Genomic DNA, 24,916 nt, shown 5'->3' on the forward strand with positions numbered 1-24,916 from the left:
TTTACCACTCATTCTTAAGTTCATCGTTGACATATACACCTAGTAATTCATGTACGTTTTCGATCGGATTCTCGTTCTTAATCACTTGAGCCAGCCATTCATGTAATGGCATCTGACTCCATTTAATCGTCTTTTGCAGCATGTAGCTCACTGGACTATGCGGTTCATTCGATTGAAAATACTGTGCAATTTCTTGTAATAACTGCATCGCCTGTTGACGATTGGCCAGATGGTTTTGGGCTTGAGGTCGAAATTCTTGTATATCTTTAAGCGAGGTATTCATCACTATTATTTCAGGTATTTTGAGAGTGCCAGATTGTGGTGGATTTATTTGATCCTGAGATATTGGAGAAATATCTGTTTTATAAATGCGCTTAATACTGGAAAAGATCGACTCAAGTTGAGAATCTGTGCTTGCAAAACTTGGTGCATCCAGACCCAGCAAATGATCCAGCGTATTTTTAAGATGCTGCCATTGGGTTTGGATTTCCTGAAAATAACCTTCATTCTCGCTTAACACGATTTTGGAGGTCTGCAGCAACGATTGTTCAAAATACTCCAAGTTCTGAACAGCATTATTTTCAGAGCAGTCATCTTGCTGCTGTTGTTTTAGCTGTATATTACGCTGATGCAGTAATAGCTCATAATCACCCAAACTATAAAAAGGCGCAGAGCTGACCAAAGACACCTGTTTCATCAACGTTGGCAATTGCGTAATCAGACCTTGTAATAATCCCAAACGCTGATCAAGATCATCCTCTTCGATTTGAGGATGTAACGTGAACCAGTATCGCTCAAGGCTTTGCTGGGTCAACTCTAATCCTCGAGCAATTCCTTCAAAACCATAGAGATGACTCCAAGCTTCTATAAGCCAGGTATATAGACGGATATCCTTGGTTTTTTCAGTTAATAATTCAATCGTTTTATCATGTACAAGTTGCCAATCGGCCTGTTTCGGTTCCGAGACCCAGTCACCTTGCTCCAATAAAGGATCATCACGAGTTCTGGCCTTGTTAATCACATGAAAATCATTTGAAAATGAATAGTCCACACCGCACGGCTGATCGACTGAAATGTCTTGCAATAAATATTCAAATTCCAGGCTCATCTTTATTCCAATTATTATATTTTATTTGTTTTTATTTTTAGGTTACTTCAACTAGGCAGCATCTGCTTTATTGCTTTTAGAACGTACTTTTTGCGCTATTTTAACTTTCGGATCTACGCTATAAAAAATTTCATCATTCTTGATCTCAATGTGAATCAGTTTAGGAATCTTTCCCTCACTCATGGTTCTCAATATTTCTGTAGCCAAAGCAGGCAATACTGAAGCATTTAAAATATGATCAATATTGCGCGCACCACTATCAACCTCGGTACATCGGCTGAGCAGAAGTTCGAGCAAGTCCCCACTATAAGTGACCTGGGTGACATATTGCTGCTGAATGCGTCGGGTAATTTTCCCCAGTTTATGCTGAATAATCTGGATCAATAGCTCATCGTGTAAAGGATAATAAGGCACAATCTGCATACGCCCTAAAAATGCCGGTTTAAATTGCTGATATAAACTTGGTTTGAGCAGTTCAATTAATCTATTTGCATCCGGCCAGTTTTCGACGGGTTGATTTAAACAGGCCTGCATAATGGCACTTGAGCCAACATTGGAGGCTAACAGGATTGTCGTATTTTTAAAATCAATTAGACGGCCTTCACCATCTTCCAGCATGCCTTTATCAAAGACCTGATAAAATAATTCCTGCACATCAGAATGAGCTTTTTCGATTTCATCTAATAAAACCACGCTATAAGGATTACGGCGTACCGCTTCAGTCAAAATGCCTCCTTGACCATAACCGACATAACCTGGAGGAGCACCTTTTAAGGAAGATACGGTATGAGCTTCCTGATATTCCGACATATTGATCGTGATCAGATGCGACTCACCTCCATACAATTCTTGAGCCAAGGCCAGCGCAGTTTCAGTTTTTCCCACACCGCTTGGACCAAGCAATAAAAATACACCTTGTGGTTTGTTCGGATCATCCAGTTTTGCTTTAAATGTTTTAATACCTTGGACCAGTTGATGCAAAGCAAAGTCCTGACCCATCACACGCTGCGATAATTTATCTTGGAGTTTTAAGACCTGTCGGATTTCATCATTCATCATTTTACCGACTGGAATTCCGGTCCAGTCAGAAATGATCTGATGAATCATAGGGACTGTTACACGCTCGAACACAAGTGGGTGATCAGCCTGAATCTGGGTCAAACGCTGCTGTAATACTTTAATTTTATTTTTATTTTCAATTTTTTTGGATTGAACCTGTAATAATTTTATTTCCTGAACCAGTTGAAGTTCTTGCTGCCATTGCAGGCTTATCTGAGAAATTTCTTGTTCCAAATTTGAAATATTTTCTGATAATTCAATTAAACGTGTCTGATGACACGGAAAATTTTGATGCTCCTGATTTAAAATCTCATGTTCAAGCCGAAGATTATGCAGCTGTGCCTGTAACTGGTCTAATCTTGCAGGTTGTGCATTTTGGCTCAAAGCAACTCGTGCCGCGGCTGTATCTAATACACTAATGGCCTTATCCGGTAATTTCCGTCCACTGATATAACGATGCGAGTTACGTACCGCAGCAGCAATTGCTGCATCATCAATCTGCAACTGAAAATGCTGAGTCATGACCGGAATCATGGCACGCAACATATCGATGGCGACTTCCTCAGTAGGTTCTTCTACCTTCACTACCTGAAAACGGCGGCTAAGCGCAGCATCTTTTTCAAAGTATTGTTTGTACTCCGCCCAAGTGGTAGCGGCGATAGTACGCAGTTCTCCTCGTGCCAAAGCTGGTTTTAACAGATTGGCGGCATCATTCTGACCAGCCTGACCACCTGCACCAATCAGCGTATGGGCTTCATCAATAAACAGGATAATAGGATAACTGCAGGACTGAACTTCTTGAATGATTTGCTTCAGGCGATTCTCAAACTCGCCTTTTACACTGGCACCTGCTTGTAATAAGCCAAGATCCAATACATGAAGTTCTACATTTTTGAGTACATCAGGTACCTGATCATTCACAATTTTCAGGGCCAATCCTTCTACTACAGCAGTCTTACCGACTCCCGGATCGCCGGTAAGTATGGGATTGTTCTGATGACGGCGCATCAGAATATCCAGCATCAAACGGATTTCAAACTCACGACCGATCACCGGGTCGATTTGGCCTTGGCGTGCTTTTTCAGTCAGATTAATGGTGTATTGATCGAGTGCCAGTGTTTTATTTAATTTTAGCTGTGCGTTAGGTGAATCTTCTTTTACCTTAGTAAGCTGAGCATAGCTCGGGTTTTCAATACTCTGCTCGCAGAGCTCCAAAAAATGATGTTTGAGATGATCAATTGGAAATAGCTCAAATAAAGTAGAAGCACGAATCGTCATTTGATATAGATCAGGTGCAGTGAGCAGGGCAACCAGTAAATGTCCGCTGCGGATCATCGGATTCTGTTCTGCTGAAGCCAAAAGCCAGGCATGTTCTAATGCACGAATAATGGATTTGGCAAAGATAGGCGTACGAGAATTGCCTTTAGTCATTTGCTGAATGCTCTGATTCAGATCATGGGTTAGATCATCTTCGGAAATTTTATACTTTTTGAGCAATAATTTGAGATCGTTCAGGTCTGGCTGCTGTAGCAATTCTAAGAGAAAATGCTCAATTTCGATTTCATAATTTCGCTGTTTGATGCAGAAATTCGCTGATTTCTCAAGGCATAGGCGTGCATGCTCAGATAATTTTGTAATCAAAATTTTTAAATTACTCATATTCTTCTCTTTTAGAATATACAGCCTGATGTTTTTGGAATTTATAGCTATATATTTGTTATTATTAGGTTTATTTTTATTTATTTAAGTTTTTCTATGAGCAATCAAGATATATTGGCTCAAGATTTTTGGCATATTCTACTCAAGTCTATCCAAATGTCTGCATTCATTGGTCGGAATCTTACCATTTTAAAAATTACATAAAATAATTTAACAAAAACGCATTTATGTATTGACTTCCTGTGATAATTTTTTGTTAAATCCGCAACTAGATTTTTGAATTATAAAAATAGAAAAATAAATTTTAATTATAAAAATATAAAACAATAACCAAAAATTGAGGCTTATTTTGAAAAATAATCTAGGTTTTATTGTATTGCTCATCTCAGGGATGGCGCAGCTATGTTTTGCTCAAACCCATGCAGCAGAATTAAAAAAATCATGTATCAAGAGCTATCCACAAGCAAAAAATGATACTGATTCAACTATCATTGATTTATACCAGCAGTTATGCGACAAGACAGCAAGAAAAAATATGCATCTGCAGCAGCAATTGTCTACCCAAATTGCCAAACGCTATGTTGAAGTCGGTGATCATCTGAAAGCGCTCAATTTAATCGAGCAATTACATCAGCAAAATTACATTCATCAGAATTTAACTGATCTGAAATTCCTGGCAGGGATCGGGATCTCTTCCCAAAGCCTAGAACAGATGCGTAGTACAGAAGTCCGTGCCTTAAATGACTTTACCTACCCACAGGCCAAATCGCTGACTGAACATATTTATCTGGCACAGCCTGTAGCAAAATTTTCTGAATCTGCATCAACGACGGCGCGGAATTCAAAAGTAAAAAATACTAAAAATAAACCAAATAACCCAGTAAAACAAAGCCTAAGTCAAAACAAAAATAAAGTATCGAAAAGCAATCTAAAAAATAATACGGCTGCTATCAGTAATAAAAAAACAGAAAGTATCAGTACACGAACCCACACTCCTAGTACTAATCCATTTGGATCATTAAATAATAATTAATAAGGAAAATCATGATGGCTAAACGTGAAAGTGTACAAAAAAAATTACAGCGTATTCGACCACCACGGGTGCAATTGACCTACGATGTTGAGGTAGGTGATGGCCGTGAAGTCAAAGAGTTACCTTTTGTAGTGGGAGTTTTGGGAGATTTTTCAGCAGCGTCTGAACTTGAAAAAACCAAGCTCAAAGATAAAAAATTTATCAATGTAGACTTGGAAAATATTGATGAGGTGATGCAGTCTCTGGCGCCTCGTGCCAGTTTTCAGGTGGAAAATAGTTTGACTGAAGAGAGTGGTAAAATATCAGTAGATTTGGTTTTTAATGCAATGGATGATTTTCGGCCAGAACAGGTAGTCCAACAAGTCGAACCTTTGCGAAAACTGGTAGAAGCACGAGAACGTTTAACTGATTTACGCAATAAAATATCCAATAATGAACGTCTAGAAGATTTACTGGATGATATTTTAAAAAATACCGACCAAATCCGTAAAATGAGTATGGAGGCAGACAATGAATCACTCTAATGCTGCAACTACCACGAATGTTGCTATTGAAGAATACTCAATTCTGGACTCTATTGTTGAACGTAGTCGAATTGCGCGTAATGAAGAAGAACATGATCGGGCCAAAAGTTTGATTGGTGAGTTGGCCAAGGAAGTCATGGCCGGTACCGTTATAGTTTCAGACAATATGACCTTGGCTTTAGATAAACGCATTGCAGAAATTGATGCGCTTATTTCTACCCAGCTGAGCAAGATCATGCATCACGAGCAGTTTCAAAAAGTTGAGTCCACCTGGCGAGGGCTGTATTACTTTTGTCAGGAAACGCCATCACACTCTTTAATTAAAATTCGTATGTTGAATACGACCAAAAAAGAATTGATTAAAGATTTTCAAAGTGCCAGCGACTTTGATCAAAGTACTCTATTTAAAAAAATCTATGAAGAAGAATATGGTTCATTTGGCGGTGCGCCTTATGCGACCCTCATTGGTGACTTTGAGTTTGATCGCACACCTTCAGACCTGTATTTGCTCGAGCAGATTTCACATGTATCATCAGCGGCACATGCACCGTTTCTCTCAGCTGCAAGTCCTTCCATGTTCGGATTGGAAACTTTTACTGATATTGATCGCCCACGCGATGTTTCTAAAATTTTTGAAACAGCTGAATATGTGCAATGGCGTTCATTCCGGGAAAGTGATGATGCTCGTTATCTGGCATTGACTATTCCACGAGTATTAGGCCGTTTACCTTATCATCCTAAAGATGGCAATACGACAGCAGGCTTTAACTATGTAGAAGAAGTTTCAGGTGAAAATCATAATGAATACCTGTGGATGAATGCTGCTTATGCTTTGGGGACGCGTTTAACCAATGCCTTTGATATGCATGGCTGGTGTGCTGCGATTCGTGGGGTTGAGGGTGGCGGTTTGGTCGAAGGTCTGCCAGTGCATACCTTTAAAACCAATGATGGAGAAATCATATTTAAGTGCCCGACTGAAATTGCGATTACGGACCGTCGTGAAAAAGAACTCAGTGATCTTGGCTTTATTCCATTAGTACATTGTAAAAATACCGATTATGCCGCGTTCTTCGGTGCCCAATCTACCCAAAAACCAAAGAAATATGATAACGATATTGCCAATGCCAATTCCGCATTATCCAGTCAGATACAGTACATTATGGCAGTCTCGCGAATCGCTCATTATTTAAAAGCAATGATGCGAGATAAGGTGGGAAGTTTTACATCTGCAGGAAATGTCGAAGCATTTCTAAACGACTGGCTGTCTCAATATGTACTTTTGGATGACGGCGCTTCACAGGAAGCCAAAGCACAGTATCCACTGCGTGAAGCTTCGATAAAAGTTGTAGAAAATCCGGATGAACCTGGACACTACAAATCTGTGGTCTTTTTGAGACCGCATTTTCAGTTAGACGAGTTGTCTGTATCTTTACGACTGGTCACTGAGTTACCGCAGTCGAGTCATTAAGACCGCTGCTAAAATTATAATAATATTTATAACAACAGGAAAATTATTAAAATGAAAGACATTTACATCCAGTTTCGCGGCAAATATAAAGTTGATGGTGAATCTCGTGATTCGGAACATAAAAGCTGGCTAGAAGCAAATTCTTGGTCGCACAACATTCGTCAGCCAAAATCTGCAACATCTTCTAGTGTAGGCGGTCATACTGCAGAACGGGTTGAACATTCCGACATGATTTTTATGAAAGATCTGGATGCAACCAGTCCAAAACTTTGGGAAGCATGTTCAGCAGGTTATACCTTCGATGAAGTACAAATCGATTTTTATCGCGCTAATGGTGACAAACGCGTTAAATACCTGCAAATTAAATTAAAACATGTACTGGTTTCTCAGGTTACTCCGATAGTAAATCAAGAAGGCGTTCCAACAGAAGCTTTTGGTTTGAAATATGCTGCAGTTGAGTGGACGTATAATCAACAAGATATTAATGGTACACAAAAGGGTGCCGTGACCAAGAAATGGTCATTATCAAATAATACTGCTTCTTATGCAGCGTAATTTGATCTTTTAGAGGTTGGTCTTGATCAGCCTCTCTGATATTTATAAAAATAAATAAAATTAGACTATAACAATATGAATTTGGATCAGCTTTATCCTTACGGATTTAGAACAACATTATTTGACCGTCTATTGTCTCAGGATATTCAATGTTCTCAAGGCCTTTCTTTACAGGCTTTGAGAGAGTCAGTGGCTGCCGATCTGGAAGATCTGTTGAATACTCGTTTAGTTAACTTGGATGTAGATGACAGTTATGACCAGGTCAAACGTTCAATTCTTCAATTTGGCATCATTGATTTTGTAGGTCTTTCAACGGCGAATCCAATGGACCGGGATAAAATCTGCCGCTCGATTGAACATTCTATTCACGCGCATGAACCACGCTTAACACAGGTAAAAGTCGAGATGCTGATGGATGAGCATAATAGGGGAAGTCTGTGTCTAAGTATTCAGGCATTTTTAAATATTTATCCTCTATATGAACCCGTAATTTTTGACGCATTCCTAAAGCCTACTACGCAACAATACGTAATTTTGTCTAAAACATCAGCAGGTGTGCTGTGATCGAAGAATTATTACCTTATTACGAAAAGCAATTACAGGAATTTGGGCAACAATCACGAGAGTTTGCCAATAAATACCCAAAAATTGCCCAACGCCTTTCGTTGAATCAAGAGCAGATTGATGATCCGCATATCGAAAGACTGATTCAGGCATTTTCCCTGATTTCTGCCCGGATCGATAAGAAACTGCACGATAGTTATGAAGTATTTACACGTGCTATTTTTGAGGTGATGTTTCCACAGTACCTTAAACCTTTTCCAGCATGTTCAGTGGTCAGTTTTGACGATGCCATTAAAATCCGACAGCTTAAAAGTAGCCAGCAGATTCCCAAGCAAACTGTATTAAAATCAAAAAGTATCCGTGGGGTACAGTGTGAGTATCGTACGACAAACCAGGTTAATTTATTACCAATCGCCTTAAAATCTGTTAATTTTAAAACCCATGCTTCGACTCATGTTCATTTAAATCGAAATGCAACCTTGAGCTTTGGTTTTGAAATTTTTAACCAGCAGCAGCGACTGTTGGAACAACAAAAATTACCTATTTATCTGGATGCAATTTCCAGCTTTCCATTGCAAGTACTAGATTGTATTTTTAAGCCAGAGACTGGTTTTTCTGTAATAGTACAGAATCAAGAGATTGATATTCAAAATCCATTTGAACTAATGGGATTTACTGAAGCGGAAAGTGCGCTCCCAGTTGATCAACATACTCATCATGCCTATCGTTTATTAATCGAGTATTTTTGCTTTCCAGAAAAATTTAATTTTCTTAACCTCAATCTGAGTTTTTTAAGAGAATTAAATATAGAAACCGCAGAATTTGAGCTACACATTCATTTTAAAATAAATCTGAATGATCAAGCTATGATCAGAAATTATTCAGAATTAAATAGCGCTAATTTCAAATTATTTGCGACACCAGTTATAAATTTATTCCCTAAACAGGCTGAGCCACAAAAAATTGATCATCTGCGCCTGGAATATTCATTAATAAGTGATGTACATCATCCTGAATATTTTCAGGTATATGCGATCACCGAAATGAAGTTATTGAGAGAGAAACGCGAGAACAGTCAAAAAACTTATCCCGTATTACCTTTTTTTGCCATGAGTCATTATCATCAGGCTGATGCTCAATTTTATTATCACCTGTTGCCCGAGCAAAGTAATACCAAGCATACAGAACTGAAATATTCGATTATTTCCAAATCTTTAGAACCACAAAAAAATTCATCAGACTTTATCAGTATGCAGTTGTTATGCAGCAATCGGGATTTACCTTATGAAAGTTATAACAAAGATCAGAATAACTTATCTCTCAATGACAATAGTTTGGCACGTAAAGCCATATTATTAAAAAGACCCAATTTACCTTATTGTTTTGATCAAAAGCAGCAAGAACAGTGGCGAATTATCTCGCATTTATCATTGAATAATCTTTCTTTAATGAAAGCAAATGCAGTCAGTCACCTTAAGGAATTACTTGAACTGTATAACTTGCCGCAATCCAAAGACAACCGGCTAATTATTAATTCAATTCAATCGATCCAGTTTTCTCTGAGCCAGAAGTTGCGTGAGCATAAACCATTTCCACTTTTTGTACGGGGTGTCAAAGTTGAAATCCAGATCGATCCAGAAGTCTTTAGAGGAGCCAGTCTGTATATCTTTGTGCAACTTTTAAATCATATTTTTAATTTGAAAGTTCAAATGAATAGTTATGTGGATATGCACGTCATAGATTCAAAGTCAAAACAGGAGTTATACCAATGCATACAGAATGTTGGTGGCAAAAGGCTTCTGTAGTTGATCGGCTCTTTCAGCAGCCGACCAGCTTTGAATTTATTCAAGCCACGCGATTATTAAGACATGCACCTGAACGAAACAGACATCAAGAATGGAGTAAATCATTTCAATTTATTAGTTCACTCAATCTTAATTTTCCGACTTCTGAAATTGAATCATTGCAATGTGAAGATCATAAAGTGCAGATGACCAATTTAATCGTAGGGTTGACTGGCGTACAGGGCGTATTACCTTATATCTATACAAATAAAATTAAACAGAGTACCCGGGCACACAGAGAAGAAAGCTTACACTTTCTCGGACTATTTAATCATAAATTAACCGCCCAATATGTCGATGCCTGTTTGAACTATCATTTACCAATGCGTTATGAAGTTGAGCAGGAAAATCATTATCTAAACATGCTTCATGCTTTGAGTGGCTATAGCGGTCAACAACATGAACAGCAACCTATAGATGACTATTTTGCTGAGTTTTCAGGCTTGATGCAGGGGCAAAATAATACCCATTATGCGTTAAGCAGCATATTGTCTTGTATTTTTAAATATCAATTTAAGATTAATGAGTTTATTCCGGAAAGCTTTCAACTGGATGATCAGCAAAAAAGCGGTTTGGGAGCTTTGCAACCAGTTTTACTGGGAATCAACAGCTTCTGTGGAGAGACCATTCAGCAAATTGATGAAAAAATTGAAATCGTCATTGGTCCATTAAAACGTGAAGACTATATAAATTTTTTATCTGAAGGAATACATAGCGCTAAATTGAAACAGTTACTTCAAACCTGGTGTAGCCCGACCATGTTAGTGGATCTTCGGTTGATTCTAGACAAAGATGAATTATGCCCAGCCCAACTTGGAGAAGTACATTCGATGGGGCTAGCCAGAGGAGCTTTATTAATGCTGAATCCGGCAATCCACAATGCGGAAACCTGCTATAGCCTGATAGGAAAAATGTCATGATTAAGCGTATTATTCAGACTTTTATAGTTTTATCCGTTTTAAACAATGTTCTTGTCATTTATTACTGGCGAGATACTCAATACGATCCATCAAATATTGATTTCCTATTATATTTTGGCATTTTACCTTTGTTAATTTGCTTGTTGTTATTAACACCTTATTTTATTTATAAAGCTGTAAAATCCTATAAACAAAGACAGCAAGAACAAAAGGATAGGGCTCATAAATCTCTTCAAGCACAACAGCAAGAATTAGAAAATAAAGAAGAATTGGATCAAGCGATTGAGGATTACACGCTCAATATTTTTTCAGCTGCCGCTTGGCACAGTTTTGGCGAAAATGCAGAGATCTTGCAGCACATGAAGCAGTTCAAGAGTCCTGAGCTGGACTCAGAACTGCTAAATCGTTTTGGTCTACCTATATTGACATATCGCATTCATTCTGTAGACCGCTTACTTGAAGAAAACAGAACTAATGAAGAAATGCTTCCGACATTACGGGAACAACGAATTCAACAGTTGATTCAACAACAACTCCAACAGCATGAAGAAAGTCTGAGCTTAATTTCGGAACAGTTAAAACGTTCAGCACTATTTTATGATCACGAACTGGCTTATCAATATCGAATACATCCGGGATGGATACAGGAAAACTACTGTGAAGATGAAGAAAATATTGCCTCTAATCCAACAGCAGCAAGTCGATTAAATAGGCTGAATCTGCATATTTTATTGGTGGATCATATGACTGGGGATTGGAGTGATCTCTATCAAGAGCAGCTTATAAGTCAAATTCAACAACAATATGCATTGCTGCCTGCCCAAATTCATATCGAGTTTCATTTCCTGTCTGCTGATCGTGCTTATTCAGCCTTACTAGATTTAGTAAAGGAAATTTCAGGTCAATCATATGAGATCAGCCTGATCATTATGGCGGATTCTGAAATTGATCAGGATTATCTAGATCAGCAATTTTGGAAAAATGAAGACTATATTGCTGCAGAATATACTGCCAGCTGGTGTTTATCCGCACATGACTTAGAGGTTGAGGGAATGATGCCTTCACGAATATTGACTCTCAGCAAGTACGTCACTGACCTATATGCGTACTTGGGTCAGAATCAGGTTGATCTGTCCTATCAGCTGGAACAGGCACATCCTTTTTTAGTTTTCTTAGATGAAGCCACTCAGTCTAAAACAATGAAAATAATACAAGAAAAATTTACTAATATTGATTTTGAGCCGGAGCATACCATTTATCCTCAAAGCTATTTGGGGCATACCCAACAATTGGCAGCAGTTTTTGCAGCGATGATGTCATCATATCTATACGACAATGTCATTACAATAAGCTATAGCACACAACAAGAATCAAGCTATTTATGTTTTAAAAATAAAGAAAGTGATCAACTGAATGAAATCTCATTAGTAGCCTAACTATTTATAAAAATTAAAGAAAAAAGAGATAAAAGTGAATACATTATTTTATACAGTGCTGGGGTATGTCTGGCAGTACATTAGCAACCCTAAAACAATGATGGCCTTATCCTTTTTAGTGGTCATTATTTCTATAAAAAATACGGTTTCTGATCGCATTTTCTGGATATTGCTGACCGTCTATGTCGCCATATTAATAGGCTGGGGGATTTATACACTTATCCGGTGTTATCTGCATACTAAAAAGGGTGAAGAAATCGAGACTGCCTTATCTCAAGGTTTTGCAGCTGAAAGCAAATACAATAATAAAGAAGAACTTCAGCAGATCAGTCAGCAAGTCAAACAATCTATTCAGCTGATTCGTAAGTCAAAATTAGGCGATCGTAAGGGTCACGCGGCACTGTATGAACTTCCTTGGTATATGGTCATCGGTAACCCGGCGGCTGGGAAAAGCTCGGCGATTTATCATTCCGTTTTGCGGTTTCCTTTTGAAGAAACTCATCAGAAAATGGTCTCTGCCGGACTTAGCGGAACTCGAAACTGTGACTGGTTTTTTTCAACTCAGGGTATTTTCCTGGATACAGCCGGACGCTATTCAGTCTATCCGGAGGACCATTCTGAATGGTTAGGCTTTTTAAATATTCTCAAGAAAAATCGTTCTAAAGCGCCCGTAAATGGTCTTATTGTGATCGTAAGTATCGCTGAGTTGGTCAATCAAAGTCCGGAGAAATCTCTACAACTGGCCAAGAACCTGCGTGCCCGTATTCAAGACCTGACTGAACGTCTAGAAGTTTTTGCGCCAGTTTATTTGGTATTTTCCAAGATGGACCTGATTGCCGGCTTCACGGAATTTTTTGATTGTTATCAAGGACAAGAATTGGATCAGGTTTGGGGCGCAACGTTGGCTTATCAACCAGACTCGAGTGAAAATGCTGTTCAGCTATTTGAAAAGCATTATGGCATTTTATATGAGGGTCTGAAAAATGTAAGTATGACCCATTTAACCCGTCGGCATTCACAGCATATTTCACCCAGTGTAATGACCTTTCCACTGGAATTTAAGAGTCTCAAACCGGTATTAAGAACCTTTATCTCCACTTTATTCCAAGACAATCCTTATCAGTTTAAACCGGTTTTTCGTGGATTTTATTTTACCAGTGCCTTACAGGGAGGCTCAATTGAAAGTCCAATGACAGAACAGATTGCTGAGGAATTTCATCTGATCCGCAGCGATAATCATGATCTTGGCCTGTCTAAAGAGTCTGTATCACAGAATCATGGTTATTTTCTGAAAGGTTTATTTTCTGAAGTGATTCTTAAAGATAAAAATCTGGTGAAGCAGCATATTAATCCGGCACGAAAACGCCGACGCTTTATGGCTTTTACTGGTGCTTTACTTACTGTATCGATGGTGTTGAGTCTGTGGGTGTGGTCTTATCGAAATAATCAGCAATTAATGGAAGAAGTTCAGGCGGACCTGAATAAGGTCGTACAGATGCAGAAACAGTCAGGAACGGAGCTGGTCACACAAATCGATGCATTATTAATTTTGCAAGCTCATCTACAACAGTTAGATCAATTTGATCAGAAGCGCCCATTAAAATACAGTTTTGGTCTATATCAAGGACAACAGATCAGGGAGAAACTGCAAGCTGAATATTTTAAAGGAATTGAGCAATTAGTATTGCAGCCCAGCCAGCAAAATATTGCAGAATATCTACAACGGGTAAAAAACAATGCAGCAGTTCTTAAAGAAAATCATATTCATGTGCAAATTAATCCGACTGCACAAGTTCAGCAACTCGCATTAGAACCATCTGACCAAAATCCGCAAGATGCTTATAATGCACTTAAAATATATCTGATGTTGAGTAACCGTAAATCTATAGATTCCAGTCATCTCAGCGATCAGTTGACACGTTTTTGGCGGACTTGGCTGGATCAGCATCGTGGTCAGCTGCCACGTGCTGAAATGCTGCAAAAGGCCGAGCAGTTACTTAGCTATGCCATGACACTGACAGATTCGAGTTCATTTCCCCAGCTGGATTCCGATACTGTTCTGGTTGAACAGACTCGCCAGGTTTTAACCGCGATGATGACCGGAGTGTCTGCACGAGATCGTGTATATAACAAAATTAAAATGCGGGCTTTGGTACGTTTTCCTGCATTAACGATCAAACAGATGGTCGGGGAGAATGCTCAGACAACCATGTTGGGAAGTTATGCCTTACCCGGTTTTTATAGCTATCAAGCCTGGAACGAATATGTACAACCTGCCATAGAAACCGCGGCGCAAAGCCCAACTGAAAGTAAAGATTGGGTACTTAATACATCACAGTCTGATGATTTGAGTTTTAGTGGCAGTCCTGAACAAATTCGACGCCAGCTGACTGAAATGTATAAAAAAGAATATATCAGCGAATGGCGTAAATTCTTGGGTGCCATTTATTATGCCAAGGCCGGTGACTTTAATCAGCAAACATATCAGATAGATATTCTTGGCGAACCAGAAAACTCACCGATTCGTAAAGTCATACAACGGGTAGCGCAAGAAACCAGCTGGGATAATCCAATGGTACAAGCTGAGTTGGCGGTTCCACAAAAAGGTTTTATTGCCTGGTTTAAACGCAAGATATTGCAACGTCATGATGGCAAGTTGGCACAGAATTCTGCATCGACTTTCTCTCAGGGGATGATTGCCAAAGACTTTCAGATCTTCTACCAGATTGTACGTACACGAGATGATTTGCAGAACCGGTCGCTGCTAGATGAGTATATGCAATCTCTGGCCAAGATACGGAGTCGCTTTAATGATCTCAAAAGTTCTGGAGATATTGGTCCGGCGAGCATGCTGCTCCTTAAACAGACCATTGATGAACAGAATTCTATCTTCAATATTACCCAAAAGTTTGTGGATGAGAAAATGTCGGTAGGAACCCATGAGCTGGATCAACAGCTGATTAAAAAGTTGTTTAGTGTTCCTCTCACACGTTCCTTTGAAAGTCTGATGCTTCCGGCACAAGCTGAAATGAACGAACTCTGGCTAATACAGGCCTATCAACCATTTAATGCAAATTTATCGCAAAAATATCCGTTTAGCAGTCAAGGTAGCTTACAGGCAACCTCTCAAGAAATTAATCAGATTTTTGGTGAAAATGGCAGTATTTCCCGTTTTGTCAAAGAGCATCTTGATCCCTTAGTGATCCGTCGTGGCTATAGCTTAAGCTCGAAAACCTGGCAAGATTTAGGGCTTAATCTAAATCCTGTGTTTGTTGCAAACTTTCAAAATTATGTCGCGCCTGTGAATGGTATGGCAACTGGTGAGTTAAATAATACCAGTCGTCAGGCAGTGAGACCCAATCAATCTAATTTCCAGTTTTACCCACTGGAACAGGCTCATTTATTGGCTTATACCATTGATATTGATGGACAAAGAATGCTATTTGAAAACGGAATTCAACAATGGGTGAATTTTATCTGGCCAAATTCCGGCGCAATTCCAGGCGCACGGATCACGGTGATTGATTTGGAAGGGAAGACCCATACCATTTTTGATGAGCCTGGGGAATATGGAATCAATCGTTTGATTGATAGTGCTCAGCGTACACAAAAAGGCAATATTTTTGAGATGGTCTGGCGCAGTAAAGAGAATCCTGAACTATTTGTGAAGACCAATTTTCGTTTGGTGAGTGGAAATAATGCAAGTTCTATCGGAAGTAATCCAAGTTATAGCAATTTACAGTTGGTGGATCAGGTTGTTTCGAATATAAAGCAGTAAGAGTGGTCGCAGCACAGAATACGACGATGTCAGGAAAAACAGCTCGGATAACTAAGACGACTGCTGCAAACACAGGAACTTTAGCGCCATGATACTCATCAATCATATTGTAAATGGATCACGTGGGTGAATTGATATGAATTAAAAACAACCAATTTTAGTGTAGAAAATAATTCAAGGTTGGCGGTACTAGAATAGTCTTTAACTGAGAGTCAGATAAGCCTGACTCAAAGCATTAAATTAATTAAATAAACATTTATAGAAGCATAAAATGAAAATAAAAAATAAATACTTAAAGTTAAATAAAATCATTATTTTATTCTGTTTTTTAATTGGTTTTAATGTGCATGCACAACCTGTAATTGCTGAAGGTAATGTACCGAATAACAGTAGTAAGCAAGCTATTTTGGCGAAATTGTATTCAATTTATGGTCAGGAAAATGTGATAGATCGCATTCAAATTCGTCAAGTAGTAGCACCAACGGATTGGTCAAATATAGTCACTGATGTGATTAATGAAGACCTTAAAAAGGTTAAACACGGAATGTTAACAATTAAAGGTTCTGATATTCAGCTAACGGGTAAAGTATCAAATTCTTATGAAATTCATGATACTACAGAAAGATTTAAGGGTTTAACACCCGAAAATTACCGTTTAAATGCACAGCTTTCAGTCAATCAGGCAGAACAGAAGATTATTGATGCTGCATTAAAGAACCGGATTATTGAATTTGAATCTGGCAGTGCAATATTAGCAACTTCAGGTATACAGATACTGGATGAAATGGTCAGTGCCTTAAATAAAGTTAGCGGAAAAAAGATACGGATTATTGGACATACGGATAGTTCAGGCGATACTAATAAAAATCTCATGTTGAGTCAGCAACGTGCAGAAGCAGTAAAAGCTTATTTAATCGCAAAAAATCTTCCAGCGCATTTACTGAGTACTGAAGGTTCAGGTTCAAGTAAACCTGTAGCGGATAATGCAACAGCTGAGGGTCGTAAGAGAAATCGTCGGATTGAATTTGAAGTGCTTTAACGTTTAAGTTGCTTGAGCAGCTATAAGTATATGGTGAATGACTTATATGAGTATATCAATCGTTGTTATTCACCAATTAAAATGTCTATGCGATAAACCATTTAAAATGTCCTGTTTTTAACCACAAGAGTCAAGCACAGGATTTAACTTTCTTTGTTCAATAACAGCTTTCTGAGCTTTACGACTCGGCATACTTTTCTTGAGACGGGAACGTTTATTCTGTTTTTCCAACTCTTCATGCTGTTGCTGAATATGTGCCAGAACTGTACCTAACCGTTTATTCTCAACGATCTCATTCTGCTGTAGCCCAGCTAATTTATTGAAAATGCTGTAGTTGAGCTTTCGTCCCTCGTGCATGAGGGCCACAGTCCCATCCGGGTACTCCAGAAATGAAATATATTGCCCAACAAGCTTATGATTCAGCTCTATCGGTTCAAGCAGATAAATACATTTGTCATAGGTCAGGGGCAGATTCTTGGTGACCTTACGCGGTTCCTGCCAGGTAAAAATATCATCCAGTTCAAGATCAGATTCGGTTAATGGCCGATGTAAATTCTTTGAGTTTCGCGCACACTTGGCAAACTTCTGATTGAAATGCTCAATAAAGCAGGGCAGCCAGGCATTTGCCTCGGCAATTGAACAGATACCTTCTAGGCGCATTTCCTTGATCAGGCGATCCTGGAGTGTTCTATTGGCACGTTCCACACGGCCTTTGGCCTAGGGTGAGTTGGCGAAGATAATATCAATATTTAACTCATTCAGAATCCGCCCAAATTGCGTGATCTGGCTATCTTGGCTCGATTTCTGATTCACTCGGAATACCGAGTGTTTATCGCTATAAAACGCTAAAGGCTTGCCGTATTGCTCAATGTAGGCTCGGGTTGAAAGCATATAATCAAAGGTCGTTTCAGCCTCACAAAAGCGCAGATGCAACAGCTTTCCAGTGGCGTCATCGATATAAACCAGCAAGCAGCATTTGGAAGCTCGGCCTTCAAACCAGTCATGATATGAGCCATCGATCTGGATCAGCTCACCGAAGCAATCACGGTTATATCTAGGCTGATACGGACGTTTCAGACGCTTGGATCGAGGAATCCACAGGTCATTTGCAGTCATCCAGCGACGAACCGTTTCTACAGGGATATGCAGACCAAACATGCTGCTGAGCTTCTCATGCGCCAAGGTGGGTCCAAAGCCCAGCAAATGTTCAGCAATAATGGAAAGGCACTTTGATTTTAACAAGTCATCATGGCGACGATGACCTGGTTGACCACGACTGGCATGTGCCATACCTGAGACACCATCTTGATTGAGTTTCTGCAATAACCGGGTAATTTGACGGGTGGAAAGATTCAGGATTTCAGCAGCACGGACCTGGGTAATACGATGATCTCTAACGTCTTGCAGAACTGCAAGACGTTGAATTTCTTTATCAGACATAGTGATCAGCATCTATATTTTATATCCAGTCCATGGTGATAAAAACCATCATAAACCAGACATTTTTATTGGTGAGAATATAGACACTTTAAATGGGTTCTAACAGGTGAATTTCGTATAATGTATATTATGTTAAATAACATCTCTACGACAGCACCCTAATTTAGTTGCGTTACCGCAACTCATTTCAATCGTTGGTGCTGTGCTTGACAGCTTATGTAACCAGTGACATCGCTGTCAAGCATCTGTTAATGAACATAATATAAGTTATGCAGAAATCAGATCGCTACTCGATTTGCGTGCAAGCAAGCTTACGCAAATCTGCGTGGCTATGACATCAATATCATTATTGATAAGACTTGATCTCAGCCATAATTTTTTGAATGGATGCTCTATCGTGAATTTGTAAATGATCTCTTATGTAGATGAGTTTATTTATATTTTTTTGAAGTACGTCTTGTTGTTCAGGGTCAGCTAATTTCGTTTGTCTGCTTAATTTAAATATCAAGCTACAAATACTTTCCTTGACAATTTCATAGTCAATAATTTGTTTATATTCAATACGTTGTTGATCAGATAAAGTCTTGTCTAAATAATCTAAATTAAACTGAATGAGTTGCATCACATGATCTCAAGTTGAGGATCGAAACACTGGCGCGTCTGTACTTATGGTAACGATAGCAAATATTTCCCGTCCTTGCCTGCTCCTTAAGCCACGCATAAAGCGTTTGTTATCAATGATCACCAGATCACCATCCTGCCAGTCAATTTCTGAAGTCTGGGTTTCACAGCGCTCTGCCAGTTCTGCGAGTAAGTCTGAACTGATTTCTGAACCGTCTGCAAAATAAAAACGGGGTTTTTCATAATTGTAAGAAGGCCCAAGTAAGGTATTGGCGAAGGCTGGAACACCCTTAAGATTGTCATGGCGGACCATCGGCATATTTAAATGGTAGTACACTCCCCCATCATGTGTCGGGCTAATCTGCTGTCCAGGCACCATCTGGATAAAATGTTGTAGCTCCTGCTGGCCGACCTGCTCTGCATTTTCAATATTCAAGGCAGTGGCCACATATTTCTGCCAGATCGGTTTGGGTAAATAACGGCTAATGATCATCGGTTCGGCAAATTTCTGCTTGAGAGCATCCGACATATTTTTCCAGACTTCATGCCCATCACATAAGGTAGTCTGCGAACCGCGCGAAGCACTTTTCTCACTGAAAAAGGCGATGATATCGGGCGGTAAAGGCGTCGTACCATTTTCAATATGTAGTCCCATGGCCTGGGTACCGGCATCAACTCTCTGGGACTGCCGGGTGATGTTTTCCCGCGCCGGATCATAGGTCAGCCGCTGGCACAACCTATTCATGAGCTCACTAAACGATGTCACGTCATAGTGTTCATGTCTTAACAAAACCCAGCCCTGTTCTACCAATTGCGTTTTAATCTGTTTAGGGGTGGTGTGCAAAGCTTGCTGTGCAATATTCATGTGTTCGCTCTCATTCAACAGATCTATGGGTCTGTGAACTATGCAAAAATAGATTGGGACTCGTCCGGTATCAGTTCAGCCTGAAACTTTTGCTGGATCTGCTGTCTGCGCAGTTTGCCGTTGTCGGTCAACATCTGGTTTGTTCAGGGAAAATGGCTCTGGAGATCTACACCAGTGTTTGATCTGAGCATAGTCTGACATCCGGCTATTGGCCCGTTGAATCGCTGCTACCAGTTGCTGGTCTGAGGTGTCATTAGGGGCATAAATCACAGCCGACAGATAGGGCTGGGCTTCGCCAAAAATGGCAATCTGCTGGATTTCCGGCTCGGTCAGACTGTTGGACTCAACCCATTCCGGGGAAATATTGCGTCCAAAACTGCTGATAATCATCTGCTTGATGCGTCCGGTAATGTACAAATAGCCTTCCTCATCAAAATAGCCGGCATCACCCGTATGAATATACGGTGTCGCGGCCTTATCATTGACATAACCTAGCATGGCATTACCTTTCACCACCACTTCGCTGTTGGCTGCAATCTCAACTTCGACATGCGGTAAAACCCGACCCACACTGCCAATACGGCGTGCATCCGGCAGATTCAGGCTGACTACCGAGGTACACTCGGACAGGCCATACCCCTCATAAACCGGAAGGTTAAGTTGCTGGCACTGTTTGAGTAAATCAGCAGAGACTTTCCCTCCACCGACCGCAATAAATTTCAGCGTCTTGAACCCTGCAGCACCGTGTTCAGCGCTATATTCCACAATCGCTTTCAGCATCTGCGGTAATAAAATCACACTTTCGATTTGATAGCTCTGCACTGCATTTACAAACCGCTGTGTATCAAAAGTATGGTCAGATACCAGACCGAACTGGCTCACCTCGCCAACAATTACGGCGCGTCCCATGCTCAGTGCGACATAAATGCCGGCAATATTTTCCAGCAAGGTGGCAAATGGAATCAGGCACAAATGCCGTCCAAGCTGACTGCTGGCCAGTGCCTGACTGAGTGAAGGCGTAATTGATTCTATGGTATCTTCTACCAGACACACGCCTTTCGGTGTTCCGGTACTGCCTGAGGTATAAGTGATTTTTGCCGGCTGCTGGGTTTGTAAAGGAGGTGAATGCTGTACTGCCTGCTCTAGCTGAAAAAAGCGCGCATGTAGCTGGCCAGCAATAAAAATCTCATCTCTACTCATGTCTTGAGCCAGATTTAACAGCCATTCTGGTGCACAGAAAGATTCATCCAGAATACAGAGCAGCTCTGTTTGGCTGTCGGAAAGCAGATGCCGTACTTGGGCTACAGTAAAAAATAGAGGAACAGGTATTACAGTCATGCCGGCTTTTTGTGCGGCAAGATCGACCACAATCCAGTCGATGCTGTTCACGCCCCATAAGGTCAGACGTCGCAGATTAAGCTGCATGAAACTGGTACTCAATAATTCTATCCGCCGTTGTAGTTCCGCATAGCTCAGTGTTGCCTGTGCGGTAACCACAGCTTCTCGCTGCGGATACTGGTGTGCTTGTAGGCTGATATGTTCAAATAAAGCAGTCATCATTTAAATTCTGTGCCTCGGTAAACAAGCAAAATACTTTAATGACTAAATTGATAAAGTTGACGAGCGACTTGTAGGGCTTCTGCCACATCAATCGCCAGGACATAAGGTTTCTGCTGGTAATAGCTGCCCCACAGGTGCTGTGCCTCTCCTAGGACTTGCGGGTCAGCCTTTTCAAGTACATGGAATGTAATCCCATCTGTTGCAGCACATAACGTACTGCAGTTGTTCCGGTACATACTGCCCATTCGATGTGTTGCTGCGAGAGATGAAAAACCAGAAAGGCCACCATCAGTTTGGCTTTGTCCATATCTAGTGCTGCCAGATTGCCAATTTCTACTACTTTGTCTCGGCTGACCCTGGTCTGGCTCAGTTTGCTTAATATGTTTTCAACGGGTTCATCGAGATACTGTTCCAGAAAGGCATTAAATTGATTTAAATGCTGCATACCAATCACCACCTGCATCTCGGCTCCGTGATAACCGGCAAACAGGGTCGAAGAGAAGCTCGATACAGTGGCCTGATGGACTTGCTGATATTTTTCCTGAATAAAATGTTCCAGGCTACGGCGTTCAGGTGTCTCGCTTTGTTCTACAGTTTTGACAGTCAAATGTAGCGATTGATCCTGTGCTGAAATTACCGGATACGCCGGAGGTACTTGTAGTAAAAATTTATTGTGATGGGTCTATTTCTTATATTTGAGCTGTTTGAAATATGTAGTTAGAAAGTGAATCTGACTAGATAAATAAGGATCAAAACTGAACTTGATCATTTGGCTCACACCACGAAATTAACTTGCTACTCAAGATAGAAGCCCAAACTTAAAAAATTCTTAATTTTGTGCAAAAGAATGTAAAAGCTGTGTGTATAAAAAATCCAGAGAACGGCCGGTTTTTTTAAGAGCATTTTAAGATTGAAAATTTAAGTTAATCCTATCTCTTGTTAACTGAAACTGTTCTATGTCTTCCTACCGCTCACCTTATAAAGGCACCTCAGGAACGCAGCGTATTTTTAATGCGACCCGTTATTCCCTGGCTGGTTTTAAAACCGCCTTTCAAAATGAGGCTGCCTTCCGGCAAATTCTGCTGATCAACCTTATTTTGATTCCTCTAAGTTTTTGGATGCCGGTTAGTCCAGCTGAGCAAGCACTCATGGTCGCCGTGTGCCTGTTGGCGCTGATCATTGAACTGATTAACTCAGCCATAGAAGCAGTGGTAGACCGTATTTCCATGGAACGGCATGAACTGTCTAAAAATGCCAAGGACATGGGCAGTGCGGCTCAGTTTGTAGCACTCAGTTTAATTGCCATGACCTGGGGCATCATTTTGGCTGGTCATTTGATTTGACCTCTGCTCTTGCTACTGCCTGAAATGGACAACTTAAAAATGATCACTGACCGTTCCCGGTTTTTACTGACCCAAACCTTACTTTTGATCTTCAGTTTTTTGATTCTTCTCAACTTCTTTGATATTGGAGGAGTGCTGGACTTGCAGCTCATCTATCCCTTTATCGATAATCAGGGTCAATTTCCCCTTCGAAAACAATGGGCACTGGCAGAACTCAATCATCGCTATGTTAAAGACCTGCTGATTCTAGTGTATATCACATTATTACTGGGCTGGTTGGCATCACTGAAATGGCAGAACTGGTATATACGGCGCTGGGAATTTGGCTATTTTTTTAGCATGGTAGTGCTGACCACAGCCTCGATCGGAATTTTAAAATCCCAGTCAGCCCATGCCTGTCCCTGGGATATGACCATACCTACCCATAATGGGATTTTGTGGGATTTTAGTGCCACTGCAGGCCACTGTTTTCCTGGCGGGCATGCATCTAGTGGTTTTGCGTTAATGGCCGGCTATTTTGTTTATCGTATTTCTAACCGCAAGCGTGCTTATTTTCTTCTGATCGCTGCAGTAATTTTAGGGTTGGCCATGGGCTGGGCACAAATGATGCGCGGAGCACATTTCCTGAGTCATAATTTATGGACTGGCTGGATTATCTGGTGCATCAATGTCATTGGCTATACGCTGTTTAGCCACAAACTACCAATAGAAAAGACCACTCCTATACGCTCTAGTATCAGGCAACCTTAACTCCAAAAACTAGAAGCCTATTTGCTTAGGCTTTGGCCAAAGGAAACTTGACCTGTACACAAAGGCCACTCAGATTGACACTTCGCGAAAATTCTAGTGTTCCACCCAAGCGCTCGGTGGCTTTATCTACAATGGATAAACCCAAACCGCTGCCAATTTCTGCATGGTTATGTATCCGGTAGAAGCGTTGCCGGATCTGATTGAATTGAGCGGGATCTATCCCTGCACCACTGTCTTCAATCTGTAAAACTGCCTGATGGCCTTGCTGGAAAATCGACACATTAATCACGCCATCCTTCGGACTATATTTAATCGCATTATCAATTAAATTATAAATAATCGAGTGCAAGGCCGAAGCTTGGCCCTGAATCAATAGTTCCTGCTGCTGTTCTACGCCCAAATCAATGTCTTTCTGTAGCGCCAGTTGAATCAGCTCTTCGATACAGGTGACTGTCATTTGATTCAGTGATAGCAATTGAACAGGTTCGCTTAAACCTTCGGTCACATCCTGTTTGGCCAGACTTAATAACTGGTTGACCAGATGCTGCATGCGCAAAATGCCTTGACTCAAATTATGGATAGACTCGCTCTGAGGGAACTGCTGTAGCAAAATTTGCAGCTGTAAGTTTAGTGCTGTCAGTGGCGTGCGTAATTCATGGGCAGAATCTGCTACAAATTGACGTTGTTCCTGTTGGGCCAGAGAAATGCGGCCAAACAAATAATTCATTTCCTGAATGGTCGGTTCCAGCTCCAAGGGATAATCTTTCATTGCAATTGGCTTTAAGTCTTGTGCCTTGCGGCTGGCCAATTCAGTTTTAAAATCATTGAGCGGCTGAAAATTTTTCCGGATCATCCAGCCTAAGCCAAATACTGCAAAAGGTAAAAAAAGCACATAAGGAAGAAACATATTGGCTGCCAGCTCCAGCGCCAGTTCCTGCCGGACATTTTGCTGCTGGCTCACCTGAATCTGTAATTGCTTACCAGGAATAATATAAGTTAACCAGGTTCCATACGGCGTTTGATGCTTGTAGAAACCTGCTTTCCTGACCGGCGCCACCAGAACATCCTGCAGATGCAAGGAAGTGGCTGTATCTGTATAGGACCAGATATCTACAAATAAATCTTCTTCACTGTATTGTTTTGCCAGATCGATTTGACTTTGCAGGGGCTGCGGATGATTTTCTGAAATGCGCTCTGCCAGGCTTTGCATCTGTTTATCCAGTACTTCATTAATTTCTTCGAGCGCAATCCGGTATGCAGCAAAGATCAGCACACAGCCCAGCACCACGCTAAACAGTGAAATATAAATAACTAGACGTTTTTGCAAGGAATAACGTTTCTGCATGGCGC

General features: G+C 40.4%; 17 protein-coding genes and 3 pseudogenes. 12 read left to right on the plus strand and 8 right to left on the minus strand.

All coding sequences use genetic code 11. The features are described from left to right. Position 1: 1 nt before the first annotated feature. Complete coding sequence (tssA, locus tag G4D73_RS01835; RefSeq protein ID WP_213687235.1) at positions 2 to 1,108, minus strand: type VI secretion system protein TssA; 1,107 nt, start codon at positions 1,106 to 1,108, stop codon at positions 2 to 4. Positions 1,109 to 1,159: 51 nt separating this feature from the next. Then, positions 1,160 to 3,826: a type VI secretion system ATPase TssH gene (gene tssH / locus G4D73_RS01840; RefSeq protein WP_213687236.1), complete on the minus strand. Its 2,667-nt coding sequence runs from the start codon at positions 3,824 to 3,826 to the stop codon at positions 1,160 to 1,162. Positions 3,827 to 4,175: 349 nt separating this feature from the next. On the opposite strand from tssH, the gene G4D73_RS01845 reads away from it, so the two are divergent. From G4D73_RS01845 to G4D73_RS01890, 10 genes and pseudogenes are all read left to right on the plus strand, one after another. Next, positions 4,176 to 4,859, plus strand: a complete 684-nt coding sequence (locus G4D73_RS01845; RefSeq protein ID WP_005107019.1) for a hypothetical protein — start codon at positions 4,176 to 4,178, stop codon at positions 4,857 to 4,859. Positions 4,860 to 4,873: 14 nt separating this feature from the next. Further along, the gene (gene tssB / locus G4D73_RS01850) at positions 4,874 to 5,383 is read left to right on the plus strand and encodes a type VI secretion system contractile sheath small subunit (protein ID WP_180087331.1); all 510 of its coding nucleotides are present in this window, start codon (positions 4,874 to 4,876) and stop codon (positions 5,381 to 5,383) included. Beyond that, a complete protein-coding gene (gene tssC / locus G4D73_RS01855) occupies positions 5,370 to 6,851 on the plus strand; it encodes a type VI secretion system contractile sheath large subunit (protein ID WP_213687237.1) in 1,482 nt (493 codons plus the stop codon). The genes tssB and tssC overlap by 14 nt, the downstream gene beginning before the upstream one ends. Positions 6,852 to 6,902: 51 nt before the next feature. Then, complete coding sequence (locus G4D73_RS01860) at positions 6,903 to 7,406, plus strand: Hcp family type VI secretion system effector (protein WP_180087333.1); 504 nt, start codon at positions 6,903 to 6,905, stop codon at positions 7,404 to 7,406. A 75-nt stretch (positions 7,407 to 7,481) separates the two neighbouring features. After that, the gene (gene tssE, locus G4D73_RS01865; protein ID WP_213687238.1) at positions 7,482 to 7,970 is read left to right on the plus strand and encodes a type VI secretion system baseplate subunit TssE; all 489 of its coding nucleotides are present in this window, start codon (positions 7,482 to 7,484) and stop codon (positions 7,968 to 7,970) included. Further along, the gene (gene tssF, locus G4D73_RS01870; RefSeq protein WP_213687239.1) at positions 7,967 to 9,775 is read left to right on the plus strand and encodes a type VI secretion system baseplate subunit TssF; all 1,809 of its coding nucleotides are present in this window, start codon (positions 7,967 to 7,969) and stop codon (positions 9,773 to 9,775) included. Before tssE ends, tssF begins: the two co-directional genes overlap by 4 nt. After that, positions 9,739 to 10,734 carry a type VI secretion system baseplate subunit TssG gene (gene tssG, locus G4D73_RS01875; protein ID WP_213687240.1) on the plus strand — a complete coding sequence of 332 codons (996 nt, stop codon included), beginning with the start codon at positions 9,739 to 9,741 and terminating at the stop codon, positions 10,732 to 10,734. Before tssF ends, tssG begins: the two co-directional genes overlap by 37 nt. Further along, the gene (locus tag G4D73_RS01880; protein ID WP_213687241.1) at positions 10,731 to 12,170 is read left to right on the plus strand and encodes a hypothetical protein; all 1,440 of its coding nucleotides are present in this window, start codon (positions 10,731 to 10,733) and stop codon (positions 12,168 to 12,170) included. The genes tssG and G4D73_RS01880 overlap by 4 nt, the downstream gene beginning before the upstream one ends. A gap of 34 nt (positions 12,171 to 12,204) precedes the next feature. Further along, positions 12,205 to 16,040, plus strand: a pseudogene (gene tssM, locus G4D73_RS01885) (type VI secretion system membrane subunit TssM). A gap of 185 nt (positions 16,041 to 16,225) precedes the next feature. Then, entirely contained in the window at positions 16,226 to 16,987 is a 762-nt protein-coding gene (locus tag G4D73_RS01890; protein WP_410550537.1) for an OmpA family protein, read from the plus strand. A gap of 117 nt (positions 16,988 to 17,104) precedes the next feature. On the opposite strand, the pseudogene G4D73_RS01895 reads toward G4D73_RS01890, so the two are convergent. From G4D73_RS01895 to G4D73_RS01915, 5 genes and pseudogenes are all read right to left on the minus strand, one after another. Then, positions 17,105 to 18,439 (minus strand): annotated as a pseudogene (locus G4D73_RS01895) (ISNCY-like element ISAba32 family transposase). 334 nt (positions 18,440 to 18,773) lie between these two features. Next, on the minus strand, positions 18,774 to 19,049 hold the full coding sequence (locus tag G4D73_RS01900) for a hypothetical protein (RefSeq protein WP_004646892.1): 276 nt from the start codon (positions 19,047 to 19,049) through the stop codon (positions 18,774 to 18,776). A gap of 9 nt (positions 19,050 to 19,058) precedes the next feature. After that, on the minus strand, positions 19,059 to 19,913 hold the full coding sequence (locus tag G4D73_RS01905; RefSeq protein ID WP_228305181.1) for a TauD/TfdA family dioxygenase: 855 nt from the start codon (positions 19,911 to 19,913) through the stop codon (positions 19,059 to 19,061). Between the two features lie 75 nt (positions 19,914 to 19,988). Next, positions 19,989 to 21,473, minus strand: a complete 1,485-nt coding sequence (locus G4D73_RS01910) for an AMP-binding protein (RefSeq protein WP_228305182.1) — start codon at positions 21,471 to 21,473, stop codon at positions 19,989 to 19,991. Between the two features lie 35 nt (positions 21,474 to 21,508). Next, a pseudogene (locus tag G4D73_RS01915) lies at positions 21,509 to 22,080 on the minus strand (thermostable hemolysin). Positions 22,081 to 22,429: 349 nt separating this feature from the next. Between G4D73_RS01915 and G4D73_RS01920 the strand changes: the two are divergent. Together G4D73_RS01920 and G4D73_RS01925 are read left to right on the plus strand one after the other, a co-directional pair. Then, on the plus strand, positions 22,430 to 22,816 hold the full coding sequence (locus G4D73_RS01920) for a diacylglycerol kinase (RefSeq protein WP_213687242.1): 387 nt from the start codon (positions 22,430 to 22,432) through the stop codon (positions 22,814 to 22,816). 39 nt (positions 22,817 to 22,855) lie between these two features. Next, complete coding sequence (locus G4D73_RS01925) at positions 22,856 to 23,566, plus strand: phosphatase PAP2 family protein (RefSeq protein ID WP_213687243.1); 711 nt, start codon at positions 22,856 to 22,858, stop codon at positions 23,564 to 23,566. Positions 23,567 to 23,591: 25 nt separating this feature from the next. Here G4D73_RS01925 and G4D73_RS01930 read toward each other — a convergent pair whose 3' ends face one another. Further along, the gene (locus tag G4D73_RS01930) at positions 23,592 to 24,911 is read right to left on the minus strand and encodes a sensor histidine kinase (RefSeq protein WP_213687244.1); all 1,320 of its coding nucleotides are present in this window, start codon (positions 24,909 to 24,911) and stop codon (positions 23,592 to 23,594) included. Between the last annotated feature and the right edge of the window lie 5 nt (positions 24,912 to 24,916).

This window comes from Acinetobacter sp. WY4 (assembly GCF_018438165.1).
Taxonomy (GTDB): domain Bacteria; phylum Pseudomonadota; class Gammaproteobacteria; order Pseudomonadales; family Moraxellaceae; genus Acinetobacter.